The 14,981-nt window shown below is 61.6% G+C and carries 13 protein-coding genes and 1 tRNA gene; 11 read left to right on the top strand and 3 right to left on the bottom strand.

Annotation, left to right across the window (positions count from 1 at the left end):
• Positions 1–32: 32 nt before the first annotated feature.
• The 3 genes from MRBLPB4O_RS01345 to MRBLPB4O_RS01335 all read left to right on the top strand — a co-directional run bounded on the left by MRBLPB4O_RS01345 (position 33) and on the right by MRBLPB4O_RS01335 (position 2,747).
• Positions 33–725 carry an ABC transporter permease gene (locus MRBLPB4O_RS01345; RefSeq protein ID WP_016497593.1) on the top strand — a complete coding sequence of 231 codons (693 nt, stop codon included), beginning with the start codon at positions 33–35 and terminating at the stop codon, positions 723–725.
• Positions 725–1,414, top strand: coding sequence for an ABC transporter permease (locus MRBLPB4O_RS01340; RefSeq protein WP_016484493.1), 690 nt, complete (start codon positions 725–727; stop codon positions 1,412–1,414). The genes MRBLPB4O_RS01345 and MRBLPB4O_RS01340 overlap by 1 nt, the downstream gene beginning before the upstream one ends.
• A gap of 127 nt (positions 1,415–1,541) precedes the next feature.
• On the top strand, positions 1,542–2,747 hold the full coding sequence (locus MRBLPB4O_RS01335; RefSeq protein ID WP_341797327.1) for a methyltransferase: 1,206 nt from the start codon (positions 1,542–1,544) through the stop codon (positions 2,745–2,747).
• A 237-nt stretch (positions 2,748–2,984) separates the two neighbouring features.
• Here MRBLPB4O_RS01335 and MRBLPB4O_RS01330 read toward each other — a convergent pair whose 3' ends face one another.
• The gene (locus MRBLPB4O_RS01330) at positions 2,985–3,254 is read right to left on the bottom strand and encodes a DUF3077 domain-containing protein (protein ID WP_016497590.1); all 270 of its coding nucleotides are present in this window, start codon (positions 3,252–3,254) and stop codon (positions 2,985–2,987) included.
• Positions 3,255–3,773: 519 nt separating this feature from the next.
• Between MRBLPB4O_RS01330 and MRBLPB4O_RS01325 the strand changes: the two genes are divergently transcribed.
• The 4 genes from MRBLPB4O_RS01325 (at position 3,774) to MRBLPB4O_RS01310 (ending at position 6,446) form a co-directional block, all read left to right on the top strand.
• Entirely contained in the window at positions 3,774–4,028 is a 255-nt protein-coding gene (locus tag MRBLPB4O_RS01325) for a hypothetical protein (protein WP_341797326.1), read from the top strand.
• Between the two features lie 98 nt (positions 4,029–4,126).
• Positions 4,127–4,202 (top strand) — tRNA-Thr (locus tag MRBLPB4O_RS01320).
• Positions 4,203–4,896: 694 nt separating this feature from the next.
• Complete coding sequence (locus MRBLPB4O_RS01315; RefSeq protein WP_019750201.1) at positions 4,897–5,220, top strand: helix-turn-helix domain-containing protein; 324 nt, start codon at positions 4,897–4,899, stop codon at positions 5,218–5,220.
• Entirely contained in the window at positions 5,220–6,446 is a 1,227-nt protein-coding gene (locus MRBLPB4O_RS01310) for a type II toxin-antitoxin system HipA family toxin (RefSeq protein WP_341797325.1), read from the top strand. The genes MRBLPB4O_RS01315 and MRBLPB4O_RS01310 overlap by 1 nt, the downstream gene beginning before the upstream one ends.
• Before the next feature lie 62 nt (positions 6,447–6,508).
• On the opposite strand, the gene MRBLPB4O_RS01305 is transcribed toward MRBLPB4O_RS01310, so the two are convergent.
• Entirely contained in the window at positions 6,509–8,119 is a 1,611-nt protein-coding gene (locus tag MRBLPB4O_RS01305) for a diguanylate cyclase (protein ID WP_341798849.1), read from the bottom strand.
• Between the two features lie 180 nt (positions 8,120–8,299).
• Between MRBLPB4O_RS01305 and MRBLPB4O_RS01300 the strand changes: the two genes are divergently transcribed.
• Positions 8,300–8,506, top strand: a complete 207-nt coding sequence (locus MRBLPB4O_RS01300) for a DUF3079 domain-containing protein (protein WP_014860378.1) — start codon at positions 8,300–8,302, stop codon at positions 8,504–8,506.
• Positions 8,507–8,656: 150 nt separating this feature from the next.
• Here MRBLPB4O_RS01300 and MRBLPB4O_RS01295 read toward each other — a convergent pair whose 3' ends face one another.
• Positions 8,657–10,954, bottom strand: a complete 2,298-nt coding sequence (locus MRBLPB4O_RS01295) for a TonB-dependent siderophore receptor (RefSeq protein ID WP_341797324.1) — start codon at positions 10,952–10,954, stop codon at positions 8,657–8,659.
• Positions 10,955–11,094: 140 nt separating this feature from the next.
• On the opposite strand from MRBLPB4O_RS01295, the gene MRBLPB4O_RS01290 reads away from it, so the two are divergent.
• The 3 genes from MRBLPB4O_RS01290 (at position 11,095) to MRBLPB4O_RS01280 (ending at position 14,968) form a co-directional block, all read left to right on the top strand.
• The gene (locus tag MRBLPB4O_RS01290) at positions 11,095–11,817 is read left to right on the top strand and encodes a response regulator (protein WP_341797323.1); all 723 of its coding nucleotides are present in this window, start codon (positions 11,095–11,097) and stop codon (positions 11,815–11,817) included.
• A gap of 1 nt (position 11,818) precedes the next feature.
• Positions 11,819–13,186: an ATP-binding protein gene (locus MRBLPB4O_RS01285; RefSeq protein WP_341797322.1), complete on the top strand. Its 1,368-nt coding sequence runs from the start codon at positions 11,819–11,821 to the stop codon at positions 13,184–13,186.
• Positions 13,187–13,300: 114 nt separating this feature from the next.
• Positions 13,301–14,968: an FMN-binding glutamate synthase family protein gene (locus MRBLPB4O_RS01280; RefSeq protein ID WP_341797321.1), complete on the top strand. Its 1,668-nt coding sequence runs from the start codon at positions 13,301–13,303 to the stop codon at positions 14,966–14,968.
• Positions 14,969–14,981 lie beyond the last annotated feature (13 nt).

Here is a 14,981-nt window from a genome sequence, read left to right as displayed (position 1 = left end):
CGTGGCGCGCCAGTCCCTAAAATGACCTGCCCATGAATATCGACCTGCACGGATTCGGTCCGGCCATGATGGCCGGCACCCTGATGACCGTAAAACTGGCGCTTTGCGCCTTGCTGCTGGGGCTGGTGCTGGGCCTGCTCGGCGCCCTGGCCAAGACCTCCCCGCTCAAGCCGCTGCAATGGCTTGGCGGCTTCTACTCCACCCTGGTTCGCGGCGTGCCGGAACTGCTGTGGGTGCTGCTTATCTATTTCGGCACCGTCGGGCTGATGAACAGCCTCGGCGAAGCCCTGAACATGCCGGGCCTGGAGCTTAGCGCCTTCGCGGCGGGTGTAATCGCCCTGGGCCTGTGCTTTGGCGCCTACGCCACCGAAGTGTTCCGTGGGGCCATCCTGGCGATCCCCAAGGGCCACCGTGAAGCTGGCCTGGCGCTGGGCCTGTCCAAGGGCCGCATCCTTTCGCGGATCATCCTGCCGCAGATGTGGCGCATCGCCCTGCCCGGCCTTGGCAACCTGTTCATGATCCTGATGAAGGACACCGCCCTGGTGTCGGTGATCGGTCTGGAAGAAATCATGCGTCACTCGCAAATTGGCGTGACCGTGACCAAGGAGCCGTTCACCTTCTACATGGTCGCGGCCTGCATCTACCTGGGCCTGACCGTCATTGCCATGACCGGCATGTACTTCATGGAAAAACGCGCCGCTCGCGGCTTTGCGAGGGCTGAATAATGAATTGGGAAGTCATCTTCAAATGGCTGCCGCGCCTGGCCGAGGGTGCGGTCCTGACCCTGGAGCTGGTAGCCATTGCCGTGGTTGCCGGTTTGATCCTGGCCATCCCGCTGGGCATCGCCCGCTCCTCGCGCCGCTGGTACGTGCGCGCCGTGCCGTTCAGCTACATCTTCTTCTTCCGCGGCACGCCGCTGCTGGTGCAGCTGTTTCTGGTCTACTACGGCCTGGCGCAGTTCGATGCGGTGCGTTCCAGCTCGCTGTGGCCGTACCTGCGCGATCCGTTCTGGTGCACGGTGCTGACCATGACCCTGCACACCGCCGCGTACATTGCCGAGATCCTGCGCGGCGCCCTGCAGTCGATCCCCAAAGGTGAGATTGAAGCGGCGCGGGCGCTGGGCATGTCGCGTGGCAAGGCGCTGTTCTACATCATGCTGCCCCGTGCTGCGCGCATCGGCCTGCCGGCGTACAGCAACGAAGTGATCCTGATGCTCAAGGCCAGTGCGCTGGCCAGTACTGTGACCCTGCTGGAACTGACCGGCATGGCCCGTACCATCATCGCCCGCACCTACCTGCCGGTGGAAATCTTCTTTGCCGCAGGCGTGTTCTACCTGGTGATCTCGTTCCTGCTGGTACAAGGCTTCAAGCTGCTGGAGCGCTGGCTGCGCGTGGATGCCTGCCAAGGGCGCTGACATCTCCTGGCCTTCTTCGCGGGCACGCCCGCTCCCACAGGTACTGCACAATGCTTAGCCTGTGCACTATACCTGTGGGAGCGGGCATGCCCGCGAAGAGGCCCTAAAAACCAACACACATCTACCCATGTCCAACCACCTCCACAGCCACCACCTAAGCACCCGCTTCCAGGCCCTCGACCAGTTCCTGATCGAGCACCAACAGCTGTGGAAACCCCGCCCCTTCACCACCCTGCAACTGGCCTGGGAAACCACCCACCCAGAGCTTGCCGCCCACCTGCGCCAATGTTCCCTGGCAGACGCCGAAGCCGACAGCGCCGCTGACCGCTTGCCCGCGCCCTTCCCGCAACTGGCCGAACAAGCCCAAAAGCTCGCCGCCCTCGGCAGCCTCCCTCAAACCGACTTGCCACCTGCCGCTCACCGCCTGGACGTCGCCGTCCCCGGCCGCAAATGGCAGCAGATCGAAGCCTTCGCCAGCCACCTGGCCTTTCGCGAGCCGCCCCGCCACTGGCTGGACTGGTGCTCCGGCAAAGGCCACCTCGGCCGTCGCCTGCTGCAACCTGGCCAACAGCTGACCTGCCTGGAGTACGACGCCGAACTGGTCGCCGCCGGCCAGGCCCTGAGCGCCCACCATCACTTGCCAGCACAGCACGTACACCAGGATGTGATGGCCAGCGACAGCGCCCGCCACCTGGCCGGCGGCAAAAGCGTGGTCGCCCTGCATGCCTGTGGCGACCTGCATGTACGCCTGATGCAACTGGCCAGCCAGCAAGGCTGCCGGCAACTCGCCGTAGCCCCCTGCTGCTACAACCGCATCGCGGCGCTGCAGTATCAGGCGTTATCCACAGCCGCGCAGGCGTCGGCCCTAAGACTATCGCTGGACGACCTGGGCCTGCCCCTGAGCGAAACCGTCACCGCCGGCGCCCGCGTGCGGCGCCAGCGCGACACCTCGATGGCCCGGCGCCTGGGCTTCGACCTGCTGCAACGCCAGCAGCGCCAAAGCAGCGAATACCTGCCAACGCCGTCGCTGCCGGTAGCCTGGCTGGAAAAGCCCTTCGAGCAATACTGCCGCGACCTGGCCGACCTCAAACAGCTGCCCTTGACCGGCAACCCGGACTGGGCCGCCCTCGAGGTCGCCGGCTGGCAGCGCCTGGCCGAGGTACGCAACCTGGAGCGCGTACGCAACCTGTTCCGCCGGCCGCTGGAGTTGTGGTTGGTACTCGATCGCGCCCTGTTCCTCGAAGAACAAGGCTACGCCGTTCGCCTGGGCCTGTTTTGCGACTATCCACTGACCCCACGCAACCTGCTTATCCTCGCGGAACGCGACCGTTAGCCGCAGCACAACCTGTGGATAAGTCTGTGAACAAGCTTTTGATTACCTGTTGGATCCAAGCGCTATTTCAAGCGTTTGGCTTATTCCGGGTTGCAGCTCAAGGCCAGTAAAAACAGGCGTTTGCGCAAAGACAAGCGGCGGAGCGATCCGGCATGCCTTTCGCGCAAGTCCCAAATGCCACTTGTGCATAAACATTTGTTGTGGTTGGCGCAAGCGGCTTTTGTGGGAGCAAAAATTTCAGTGCGCCTTACCTTTGGCGATCTCGATATCGTTCATTAGCGCCTTGGCCATGTCGCACAGGTAATCGGCAGCACCCAGGAATTTATGGTCGTCTTCCATATCTCCCTCACGCACCAGGTGCTTGATGTAGCCCATCAGGATCGAGACATGCTCGTAGGCAGCATCCACAGGGACACCGGGCTCCACGCGTAGCAGATTGAGGGATGGGTTACCGGCAGCGAGGAAGGTTTCCACGCCTGCGGTGGTGACTGGCTCATCTTGTTTCATGGCAAATCCTCATTCACGAAAGGAGGCTGCCAAAAATCTTTCTCACGGATTTGGGGCGGCAGCCGTACGCGGGGTGAGAAACCGAGTGAATAAGGAAGCCCGGCCAGACCGAGGTCTGCCCACGTACGGCCACCATGACAGGTAGCGCTTATTCAAAGTCGGGCTCTCACACCCGGTCGCCTGAGCGACCCGAAAACGGTATCTGTGAGCCACTTCCCCGACAACAGCGATACTTCGGCGGCGCGCGTAGGATACTTCCGAAGCATCCAAACCCAGAAGCTTTTGGCCCCATGGTTCAGAATTTCCTTACGCAAATTGCCGCACTCACACGATCCCTGTGGGAGCGGGTTCACCCGCGAAGAGGCCCTATCAGGCAACACAAGGCTAATGCCCCACCGCCGTAACGGTGTATCATCCGCCCCCCAAATCATTAAAAAGTGACGTCGCGCGCTGCCCGCCAGCCTCGCGGCCTTCTGGCGTTGCGCCAGAACCGACAATGGACCAACGGACCTGACCATCGTGACCCAAGCCAAACCCCTCGCCCTGTTGACCCTCGCCCTCGCCCTGGCCCTGACCGGCTGCGCCGGCGGCACCTCGCCTCACCCAAACAGCAACCTGGGCTGGAACCACCCCGGCATGCAACTGGGCGGCGACAACGGCCTGCCCCTGCGCACCGAAAGCCCCTGCCGCAAGCGCGGCTGCGACAACGACAAGTTGTTCTTCAACCCAGGCAAAAGCGAGCCAAGCGTCAACACCATCCACCGCGGCTGGTAGGAAAATTCTCCTTTTAGGCCGGTGACTTAGGTCTTTTGCGAACATTCGCAAGGAAGTGGTTTACAGGCGCCAAACGATCGTTATAATGACGCCCCATTGCCGGTATAGCTCAGATGGTAGAGCAACTGACTTGTAATCAGTAGGTCCCGGGTTCGATTCCTGGTGCCGGCACCATACGCAGTATCAAAAAAGGCTCACCGAAAGGTGGGCCTTTTTTGTTTTCCCCCCGCAGCCCCCAAGCCCCTGCCTTCCAGATGCCCTGAAGCCACCACGATCGGTGTAGGAGCTGGCTTGCCTGCGATGGGCTGCGCAGCAGCCCCAACCCCCCGATAATCACAACCTGATGGAGCCCGTTTCTGGAGGCAAACCGCGATGAGCATGTGTGACGCAGCATCAGTTCGCGAACCAGGCGCCTGAGAATCTCACGCGCCTCAGCAGTGCCATGCGAACCGAGTAGCCCGCCGCATTCTTCCTCAAGCTCGCTATGAAGTTATCCACCGATCGCACTAGTCCCAGCGGCTTCATTGGAACGAGGCTACAGAACTGCCCCGCTCCCATGCACCTAACCTTATTAAAAGCCAATGGCACAGTGATCCTGATGGTCACGCTGAGCGCAATTGGCCAGAAACCGCCAGTCGCAGCAGAAGCCTGATCTGGCCTGGACTGGTGCCGAAGCGACGCAGATCTATCGTCCAGAACCACAACCGTGGCTTACCTGTGCTAGTTCAATCCCCTTATAAGGTATCACTTCATGACATCTTAACGCCTATAAGGTACTACTTAATGAACTCTTAACTCCCTGCAAAATTCTCTTAGTGTGCGATTGGTAGTACCTTATCCTCTGTAGGATGTCGGTTGGTGCCACCTTATGAAAGACTTTTTCCCTGTTCAAAGCACCTCGGTGCTTCACCGTATAGGCCTTCTGATGAAGGAGGCTCGTCTTCGCATGAGAATGCGGCAAGCTGACCTTGCGGACCTGGCTGGAATTTCTCTCCGCACTGTTCGTCACCTCGAGAGGGGTAAGGCTGACGGTGTTTCGTTGCGCGATTTCATGCTCGCGCTGTTCACCGTTGGAATCTCTGACCGGGTTTTCCAGGCGCTGATTGATGACCCTGCGCTTGATCTCAACTCTTTAGAAACCAACACGACCAAGCGCGTAAAGTTGCCGCGCAGCAACGCGGAGGACTTCTGATGTCACGCGCTTACATCTACATGGAGTGTCCGGAAACAGGTGAGACTGTGACGTTGGGTAGGCTGACCCTTGCTGGTCGCACGGGAACCTTCGTCTATGCGCCGGAGATCGTGGATGCCAAGCGTTGGGTGCCCGACCCGATACGATATCCGCTCTCCGCTCGACCCTTTCCGGTACATAAGAATGGCGGTGTTCCTGGGTTCATTGATGATGCGATGCCAGATGGCTGGGGGGAACGACTGCTGCGCCGCACCCTAAAGGGAGAACTCACTCCGATCCAGCTCCTGCTGCTGTCTCCCAACGAAGATCGCGCCGGAAATATCATGGCTGGCGAAGTTCGCACACCGCGGCCAGGCATAGGCGAAAGGCCGGTGAAAATGCTTGAAGCCAAAGGGCTCGATCACTTCATAGAGGTTTGCGCTGCGATCTATGACAGCCAGCTGAGCGCAGAGCAGCTGGAGGCATTGAGAATACGGGATCAGCGCTCAGCAGTGGGTGGTGCCAGGCCCAAGCGTACGTACCGTTTTGATCACAAGCTGGTTCTAGCTAAGCCACGCGATAAATTTGATCACTACGACCTACCGAAATTTGAGTATGCCTGCATGACTTTTGCGGCTACCAAGGGAATGAGTGTCGCCCGGACAGCACTCCATCAAAGTGAAAAAGGCAACACGCTGCTAGTAGAGCGATTTGACCGAAAATGGTCAGAGAATGATGCGCGGTTTCGGCGCATCCCGATGATGAGTGGCTTAACTCTTCTCGATGCCGAATGGCATGCGCAGCGCAACAATGGGTGGATCTACGCGGCGCTCGCCGATGAGTTGTACCGCAGAGGCGCGCCAGATGCTGATAGGCAGGAGCTCTACAGGCGAATGGCCTATAACGCTCTCGTAGGGAACAGTGACGATCATCCTCGTAACCACGCTGTGATATGGCAGGAAGGCGCTTGGCGCCTCTCGCCAATGTATGACGTTCTTCCAGTACTGGGAGAGGGGCCTGCACAGGGACTGTCAATGGATGTTGGTATCAACGGTCCCCTTCTAAGTCGAGCCAACTTGCTTAGCCAGCATAAGCATTTTGCACTGACGGAAGATGAGGCGGCAGGCATATTGGATGAGGTCGCCTCTTGGGAGTCGGAGCTGATGGAACACTATGCAATGCATTTGGCTGGGGCTGAGCTGGATGCGGCGGTGGATGCAACAAGCTGCGAGAGACTGCTGGCTTAGGGGCGGGCTGCGAAGGCCACTCCCGAAAGCTTGGTGCTTGCTTTCGATCCAGCAGCCCCCTCTCAAACCCTCCGCAACCCCCGCCGCACCTCTTTATCGGCATACATCAACTGATCCGCCGCTTTAAGCGCGGCCTGCAGCGAAGTCGCAGCGGGATCAACACTCGTAATACCAAAACTCGCACCCGCGTAATCGAACCGGTAGTCGTCAAACTCGTAGCTACCAATCAGCAGCGGCACCAGCCGTCTGCGCATCGCTGCGGCAGTTTTGGCCATTTCGTCCGGGTTGATCGAAGCGGTCAAGCCGATCACAACGAACTCGTCACCACCCCAGCGCCCAAGTTCATCTGTTGCTCGCAACCCGCTCTGCAAGCGCCGGCTGCCTTCGATCAGGAACTTGTCCCCCACCTCGTGCCCGTAGGTGTCGTTGATGGCCTTGAATTCATCGAGGTCGATAAATGCCACCAGCACCCCCTGGCCCGTTCGCTTCGCCAACGCGAAATGCCGATGCAAGGCAGCCAGGATCGCGCGCCGGTTCTTCAACCCGGTCAGCGCGTCATAGTTGGCTGCATAGCGTTCTTCCTGGCGGCGCAATAGCATCTGCCCGGCCACACGGCTGGAGAGCAAGATCAAGATCAACCCGAGCGCTGCCACAGAGGCTCCGGTCCAGTAGTACTGCTGACGCATCGGCTGCAGGTGATCAAGCTTTGCCAGCGTCAGCAGCTGATATTGCGCGTCGTTCAGAGGCTGGCGATGCACCAGATAAGGGTGCCCGTCAATGAGCCATTGATTGGCCTGACCCGCGTCTGCCACAGCGCGGATATCCATGGGCTCGCCCGGCTCTTCGTCGCCATCCAGAGGCCTGCGAATATCGGGCGGGAGCAGTGTCACCACGTTACGCAGCATGAAAAGTTCGCTGGACGCGGTGGTCACACGGCCCTGACGGTTCACTATCAAGGCAATGTGACGCCCTGTCAGGTAGAGGGCTATGTCCGGGGCATCGAACTTGACCGTGACAGAGCCAAGTGGCTTGCCGTTAGCATCGTCGATGCGGCTGGCGACGAAATAGGAGGGGGTTTTGTTCAAGCGGGCGATGCCGAACATCTCACCACTGCCGGTGCGCAATGCGTCGATGAGGTAGGCCCTGCCCGTATAGATCTGGCCAACGATGCTGAATGACTCCGCCCAGTTGCTGGCCGTCACCGTATCGTCTGAGAGATTGTTCATGTAGATACGGCCATAGTGGAGATCGCTGGCCAATCTATCCATGAAATCACCCACGCTTCGCACCAGCGGGTCACGGGTGAACTTCGAAGCGCGCTCCTCACGCGTGAGTGCGGCGAAGCCGGGCGGATCATGGCGATATCGGGCAGCGAGTTGGATCACTTCGCTTTGACGGGCCACCATGTTGGCCACGCTGGCCATTTCGGTGAACAGGCGGTCTACGATTCGCCCCGTAATCTGGGCTTCGTATTCGGCGCCTGCCGCCAGGTTGTCGAGTTCTTCTGCCGTAAGGCGCTGTGTTATCCAGCCGCCCAGGCTTGCCACAAGTGCCAACCAGACGACCACAACGCCCAGCGTCACCCAGCGCACGATGGATGGAATGTCCCTGCGTTGCCTCCGTTGCGGCGGATCGTAACTCACGCCGCGCTTGCCGGTTGAATGGTGCACCAAAGCAACTCCTTTTGCGATACAGCAAGTTGCATCATCGCCCCTGCGATACCCCGCCAAAGCGAGGCTCGCAAGATTGTAAAACATTCACCTCAGTGGTTCGCCAATGGATTGATGGCGGTCAAACGACGGGCTGGGCGAGGGGTTTACGTTCAGATCAGGCAGCCCTGAGGGAGGATGAGCATGGCCAAGAGATTCCCCACAAACCCTCGCCACCCCGAGCGTATCTGCTGGGGTTGCGACCTGTACTGCCCTGCCAAGGCGCTAGCCTGTGGCAATGGCGCAGACCGGACCATGCATCCGGTGGAGCTGTTTGGCGAGGATTGGGATAGCTTCGAGGGCCAGTTGGAGAAGCCGGTTGATCCAGGGCAAGCGGTAGAGCCCAGGTAAGAAAGGGCCGCTTGGCGGCCCAGCGCAGGCCTTGAACCCAGCGCTGGTTCTGTGGGAGCGGGCGATGCGCGTGCAGGCACCGGCTTCGCCGGTGTTCGCGGGTGAACCCGCTCCTACAGGTACAGCGCCAGGCCTTGTGGAAGGGCTTGATCAGAACGCAGTGCTTACCGTCAACGACAGGTTACGCGGGTCGCCATAAATCGCCCCGGCATAGAACCCGTACTGGCTGTAGTAGTGCTTGTCGAACAGGTTGTTGGCATTGAGGCTGACACTGGTGTTGTCGGTCAGCTGGTACTTGGCCATGGCATTCCAGATGGCATAACCGGACCAGTTCACGTCAGTGGCACCATTGCTCACACCGTTCGTGGGCTGGCCAGCTGGGCTGGAGATGGCGCGGATGTTGGTCTGCGCAGTCACGCCGGCGCCCAGGGTCAGGCGGTCGAGCGGGCCGCTGAGGCGGTAGGTGGTCGAGGCCTTGAACAGGTGCGACGGGTCGCTGCGGCCGTCGCTGTCGACGCGGCGGAAGTGCAGGTAGGTGTAACCGGCGTAGACGTTCCAGTTGGGCGTCAGCGCGCCTGCCACTTCCAGGTCGATACCGTCGGTTTCCACGCCAGAGCCCGCCTTGTAGGCGCTGGCCCCGGTCGGTGTGGTCAGGTCGCCGTCGAGCACGGCTTTGTTTTCCTGCTTGGTGCGGAAGTAGGCCGCCGAGGCGTTCAGGCGGCCATCGAACCACTCACCCTTGATACCTGTTTCGTAGCTTTTCCCACGAATCGGTTCGACCTTGCTGCCGCTGCTGGTTTCAGAGGTTTGCGGGGTGAAGATGTCGGTGTAGCTGGCATACACCGAGTAGTTGTCGTTGAGGTCATACACCGCGCCCAGGTAGGGGGTGACGATGCCGTTCTCTTCCTGGCTGCTGCGCTCGCCGGCCACGCTGCGGGCGACCGAAGAATAGTTGCTGGTGCGCACGCCAACGATCACCGACAACGGGTCGGTAATGCTCAGGCGGGTGGCGGCGTACATGCCCTGCAGGCGGGTGGTGGTTTTGCTGTGAAGGCCGGTGCGCGAGGCGATGAGGTCGTAGTCGTCATCTACGCCATTGTGCCAGTCGGTCACCGGGAAGCCGTTGTTGGCGCGGAACTGGCAACCCACTGCAGGCGCGCTGGTCATGCCGTCGCCGACCATGGTGCAGGTGTACTGAGGCGACCAGCCGACGGTGCGGCTGTCGTTGTAGCCGACCATGGCCTGGTGGGTACGGCCGAACAGCTGGAACGGGCCGGACAGGTCGATCTGCGCGGACTGCTGGGTGGTGTCGCTGGAGCTGTGCAAACCATTCAGTACGGCGCCGCTGCCGTCCTGGTCCCAATAGCCGCCGTAGCTGCCGCGCCCAGCCGAGTTCACCTTGGCAAGGCCGCGATGGTTCAGGGCTTCGGTGGTGGCCTGGGCGGCTTTCAGGTCCAACGTCCAGTCGTTGTCGAAGCGGTGCTCGAGCGAACCGAACGCAGTGCGGGTGGTGTACTCGCCAAAGCTCCAGCTGGGCACCACGTTGGTGCTGCGCGGCAAGTCGGTCTTGCTGCCGTCGCGGTACCAGATCGGAACGTTCGCGCCCCAGCCGCCCCCCACGATCTTGTTGTATTCATACTGGTAACCAGCGCCCAAGGTAGTGGCGTCGTCCAGGTCGAACTCGAAATTGGCCAACGCGGCGGGGGAACGTTCGGACTGGTTGTCGCGGAAGGAGTTGGCATCCTGCTGGGTCATCACGAAGCGCGAACGCAGGCGGCCATCCTCGGACAGGGGCAGATTCAGGTCCGCACCCAGGCGACGCTTGTCCCAGCTGCCGTAAGTGGCGTAGGCGCTGCCGCCGAACGTCTTGGTCGGTGCCTTGCGGATCAGGTTGACGGTGGCGGAGGGGTCGCCGGTGCCGCCCAGCAGGCCGTTGGCGCCGCGCACGATGTCGATGCGTTCGTACAGGTCCATGTTCAGTGCGTTGCCACTGCCGCTGAAGTCGGAACCGCCCTGGGTCTGCAGGCCGTCGACCTTCCAGTTGCTGATCGAGTAGCCCCGGGCACGGTAGTCGGTACGCCCACCCACCTCGGACTTGTTGGCCGTTACGCCTGGGGCGGTTTCCAATGCCTGCTCGATGGTATGGATGTCGCGGTCATCCATCTGCTGGCGGGTGATGGTGGTAACCGATTGCGGTGTCTGCCGTGGCGTCAGTGCCAGGCCAGTGGAGCTGCGGGTGCTCTCGACCGTGTAGCCCAACTGGCCGGCATCGTCGGCAGGCAGTAATGCACTGTCTTCGATCTGTGTAGCGTCGAGTTCAAGGGGTTTGCCGTCGGCAGCCATGGCCCCGCCACTGATGGCGACGGCAACGAAGAACGCCAGCGGCTTGAGGCGATTGCCACTTTGGCTGATGGGGGTGAACACTTTCGGGATGCGCTTGGGATTCATTTGGGAAGGCTTCGTATTTGCAGATGATTTTTTGTTAGGATTCTAGGGATCGGCCCTCCCGGCTCCAGACCCGACATGTACGGGGATGTAATTGAACGTAACGAGCGCCACCGGCCCTCACCGAACAGGTGTTTTCCCGCATGAGCACGACTTTGCTGGTTGTCGACGATGACGACGAGATCCGCGAACTTCTTTGTGATTACCTGACCGATGCCGGCTACAACGTGCTAGCCGCAGCCGATGGTGAGCAGATGCGCGAACAGTTGGTCCGGCACAAGGTGGACCTGGTGGTGCTCGACCTGATGCTGCCGGGTGAAGATGGCCTTAGCCTGTGCCGCCAGTTACAAGCGACGCCAGGCCTGGCGGTGATCATGCTGTCGGCCAAGGGCAGCACGCTGGACCGCATCATCGGCCTGGAAGTGGGTGCCGACGACTACCTGGCCAAACCTTTCGAGCCCCGCGAGCTGATCGCCCGGATCAAGGCCGTGCTGCGTCGCCCGCAACGCCTGGATACCCCCGCCGAAGAGCGCGCCGTGGTGGATGCGCAGCTGTTCGCCGGCTTTCGCCTTGAACACGTCAAGCGGCTGCTCACCCGCCCCGATGGCGAAACCCTGACCCTGCCGCGCTCCGACTACCGCGTGCTGCGCCAACTGCTGGAAGCCAACAACCGGGTGGTCTCCCGCGACCAGCTGACCCGCAGCGCGTTTGGCCGCGACCACCTGCCCGACGACCGTTCGGTGGACATGTGCGTCAGCCGCCTGCGCCAGCAACTGCGGCGTGCGCCAGCAGGTGCCGCGCAAATCCTCACCATCCGCAATGAAGGCTACCTGCTGAGTATCGCCAGCCTCGCGGCCGATGCCTGACATGCGCTGGCTTCGCCGGCTGTGGCCGCGCACCTTGTTTGGCCAGCTGCTGCTGATCATGATCAGCGGCACGCTGGTGATCCAGTTGATGTCGAGCAGCATCTGGTTCGATGTGCGTTTCGCCCAGGTACTGGAGGCGCCCATTCGCCTGATCGCCGCGCGCAGTGCCCCCCTGATCGCCCAGGCCAATTGCCAGGCCGGCACGCTGAAGGTGCCCGCGCACTATCAGTTGCGCTGCGCCGAAACGCTACCCACACCTGAACATGACGAGCGCCGGGGGCGCAGGCGCGTCGAACTGTTGCTACAGCAGGCCCTCAAGTACGAACTGGGGCATGCCCAAGACGTGCGCCTGCTGAAGGTGCGACTGACCGATGAGCTGGGCCAGCCGATTGTCTGGCGCAGCCTGTTCGGCCTGCGTACGGCCCAGGCGCATGTGCAGTTCGCGGTGCCGTTGGCCGACGGCCACTGGCTGACCATCGAGTGCCAGGAACTGCAGGGCTGGAGTGGCGAATCGGCCTGGGTGCTGATCAGCGACTACCTGTTGCGGGTGTATGCGCTGCGGATTGTCGCGGTATTGCTGGTGTGCCTGATTGCCGTGCGCCTGTGCCTGCGCCCGTTGCGACGGCTGGCCGACGCAGCGCGCGGCCTGGGCGGCAACCTCGAACAGCCTCCCCTGGCGCTGGATGGCCCGGAAGAAGTGCGCCAGGCGGCCCAGGCGTTCAACGCCATGCAGCAGCGGCTGATTGCCATGGTCAATGACAAGGCCTACTTCCTGGCCGCCGTGTCCCACGACCTGCGCACCCCGCTGACCCGCATGCGCCTGCGTCTGGAGCGCCTGCCGGACGACGAACACCGCCAGCGCCTGCGGCAGAACATTACCCAGATGGACGACATGATCGGCCAGGTACTCGATTACCTGCGCGCAGGCGAGCAGCTGAATTTGCAGCAGGTGGACCTGGACCGGCTGGTGGCACGCCAGTGCGCCGAGCTGGCCAGCGCCGAAGAAGCGCTGCCGGTGCATGGCAAGGTGGGGTGTTCGCAGGTGGATGCCCTGTTGCTGCAACGCTGCCTGCAAAACTTGTTGGTCAATGCGTTGCGCTACGCGAAGGACATCTCGGTCACATTGGAACGGGCTGTAGATGGGGTGTTCATCCACATCGACGACCGCGGGCCGGGGATTGCGCCGGGCCTGCTGACAACCATCACCGACCCGTTCGTGCGTGGTGAAGGGTCGCGCAACCAGGCATCCGGCGGGTATGGGCTGGGGTTGAGCATTGCCCAGCGGATTGCCAACAGCCATGGCGGTGAGCTGATGGTGGCGAACCGCGAGGGCGGTGGGTTGCGGGTCAGCATACTGCTGCCTGGCTAACGCTATTTTCTGTGGGAATACGCTATCAGGTAACAGTCTTTTACCGATTACCCAGGTTTTCCCCTCCGCGCCTTTGCCTATCCTATGCCCGGTCATCCTGCCTGCGATGGACCCATGAATCACTCTCTGCCCAGCCGCTACGCCTGCCTCGTCATCTGCCTGTTGTTCACCTTTGCCAGCCTGCCGCTGCTGCCCCAACATGCCTGGCTCTGGCCAATCACACTGATCACTGCCCTGCTCAGCCTGGTCGGGCTCAACGACCTGCGCCAAAGCCACCACGCCGTGCGCCGCAACTACCCGATCCTGGGCAATATCCGCTACCTGATCGAAACCATCCGCCCGGAAATCCGCCAGTACTTGATCGAGGGTGACGACGACAAGCTGCCGTTCTCCCGCTCGCAGCGCTCGCTGGTGTACGCACGCGCCAAGAACGAAAGCGCCGAGAAAGCCTTCGGTACCCTGAACGATGCCTACAAACCCGGTTTCGAATTCATCAGCCATTCGATGCTGCCAGTGGCCACGCCAGACCCGGCCTCGTTCCGCATCGCCATTGGCGGGCCGCAATGCCGCCTGCCCTACTCGGCCTCGATCTTCAACATCTCCGCCATGAGCTTTGGCGCCCTCAGCGCCAATGCCATCGCCGCGCTAAACCGCGGTGCGCGCATGGGCCGTTTTGCCCATGACACGGGTGAAGGCAGCATCAGCCCCTACCACCGCGAACATGGCGGTGACCTGATCTGGGAAATCGGCAGTGGCTACTTCGGCTGCCGTACCGAGGACGGTCGTTTCGACCCGCACCGCTTCGCCGAACAGGCCCGCTCGCCGCAGGTGAAGATGATCGAGATCAAGCTCAGCCAAGGCGCCAAGCCAGGCCACGGCGGTGTCCTGCCAGGGCACAAGGTCAGCGCCGAAATCGCCGAGACCCGTGGCGTGCGCGCAGGTGAAGACTGCATCTCTCCGGCCGCGCACAGTGCCTTCCGCACGCCAGTCGAGTTGCTGCAATTCGTGGCCAGCCTGCGCGAGCTGTCGGGTGGCAAGCCCGTAGGCTTCAAGTTCTGCCTGGGTCACCCGTGGGAGTTCATGGGCATTGCCAAAGCCATGCTGGCCACCGGCATCACCCCGGACTTCATCGTTGTCGATGGCAAAGAAGGCGGTACCGGCGCAGCCCCCCGCGAATTCAGCGACAACATGGGCGTGCCCATGCGCGAAGGCCTGATGTTCGTGCACAACACCTTGGTCGGCCTGAACCTGCGCTCCAGCATTCGCATTGGCGCTGCGGGCAAGATTGTCAGTGCCTTCGACATCGCCAGCGTACTGGCCATCGGCGCTGACTGGGTCAACTCGGCGCGCGGCTTCATGTTTGCCATTGGCTGCATCCAGTCGCAAAGCTGCCACACCAACAAATGCCCGACCGGCGTGGCCACGCAAGACCCACTGCGCCAGCGCGCCCTGGTGGTGCCAGACAAAGCCGAACGGGTGGCCAGCTTCCATCGCAACACACTGCACGCACTGGCCGAAATGCTGGCTGCTGCCGGCCTGGAGCACCCTTCGGAGCTTAAGCCCAAGCACCTTGCCCGGCGCATCAGCCCCAGCGAGATCGGGCTGTTTTCGGACCTGCACACGTTCCTCAAGCCAGGCGAATTGCTCAGTGGCTCGATTGAAAGCGAGTTTTATGCGCGGATGTGGCGGATGGCGCGTAGCGACAGTTTTGCGCCGGAGACAGGAGAACTGATGCCCGTTGCAGCAAAAACCGTGCGCCGAAAAGAAACAGCCCCGGCATAAGCCAGGGCTGTTC

Source organism: Pseudomonas sp. LPB4.O, from assembly GCF_038383825.1.
GTDB lineage: Bacteria > Pseudomonadota > Gammaproteobacteria > Pseudomonadales > Pseudomonadaceae > Aquipseudomonas > Aquipseudomonas putida.
The sequence above is the reverse complement of the archived record's forward strand: the minus strand, read 5'-3'. Positions and strand labels throughout refer to the sequence as shown.

Bases quoted from the DNA above. Each gene is read 5' to 3' on its own strand.
- MRBLPB4O_RS01340 (WP_016484493.1), top strand. From the start codon at position 725: ATGAATTGGGAAGTCATCTTCAAATGGCTGCCGCGCCTGGCCGAGGGT.
- MRBLPB4O_RS01300 (WP_014860378.1), top strand. From the start codon at position 8,300: ATGGCCAAGAGATTCCCCACAAACCCTCGCCACCCCGAGCGTATCTGC.
- MRBLPB4O_RS01345 (WP_016497593.1), top strand. From the start codon at position 33: ATGAATATCGACCTGCACGGATTCGGTCCGGCCATGATGGCCGGCACC.
- MRBLPB4O_RS01330 (WP_016497590.1), bottom strand. From the start codon at position 3,254: ATGAAACAAGATGAGCCAGTCACCACCGCAGGCGTGGAAACCTTCCTC.
- MRBLPB4O_RS01285 (WP_341797322.1), top strand. From the start codon at position 11,819: ATGCGCTGGCTTCGCCGGCTGTGGCCGCGCACCTTGTTTGGCCAGCTG.
- MRBLPB4O_RS01295 (WP_341797324.1), bottom strand. From the start codon at position 10,954: ATGAATCCCAAGCGCATCCCGAAAGTGTTCACCCCCATCAGCCAAAGT.
- MRBLPB4O_RS01335 (WP_341797327.1), top strand. From the start codon at position 1,542: ATGTCCAACCACCTCCACAGCCACCACCTAAGCACCCGCTTCCAGGCC.
- MRBLPB4O_RS01310 (WP_341797325.1), top strand. From the start codon at position 5,220: ATGTCACGCGCTTACATCTACATGGAGTGTCCGGAAACAGGTGAGACT.
- MRBLPB4O_RS01280 (WP_341797321.1), top strand. From the start codon at position 13,301: ATGAATCACTCTCTGCCCAGCCGCTACGCCTGCCTCGTCATCTGCCTG.
- MRBLPB4O_RS01315 (WP_019750201.1), top strand. From the start codon at position 4,897: ATGAAAGACTTTTTCCCTGTTCAAAGCACCTCGGTGCTTCACCGTATA.
- MRBLPB4O_RS01290 (WP_341797323.1), top strand. From the start codon at position 11,095: ATGAGCACGACTTTGCTGGTTGTCGACGATGACGACGAGATCCGCGAA.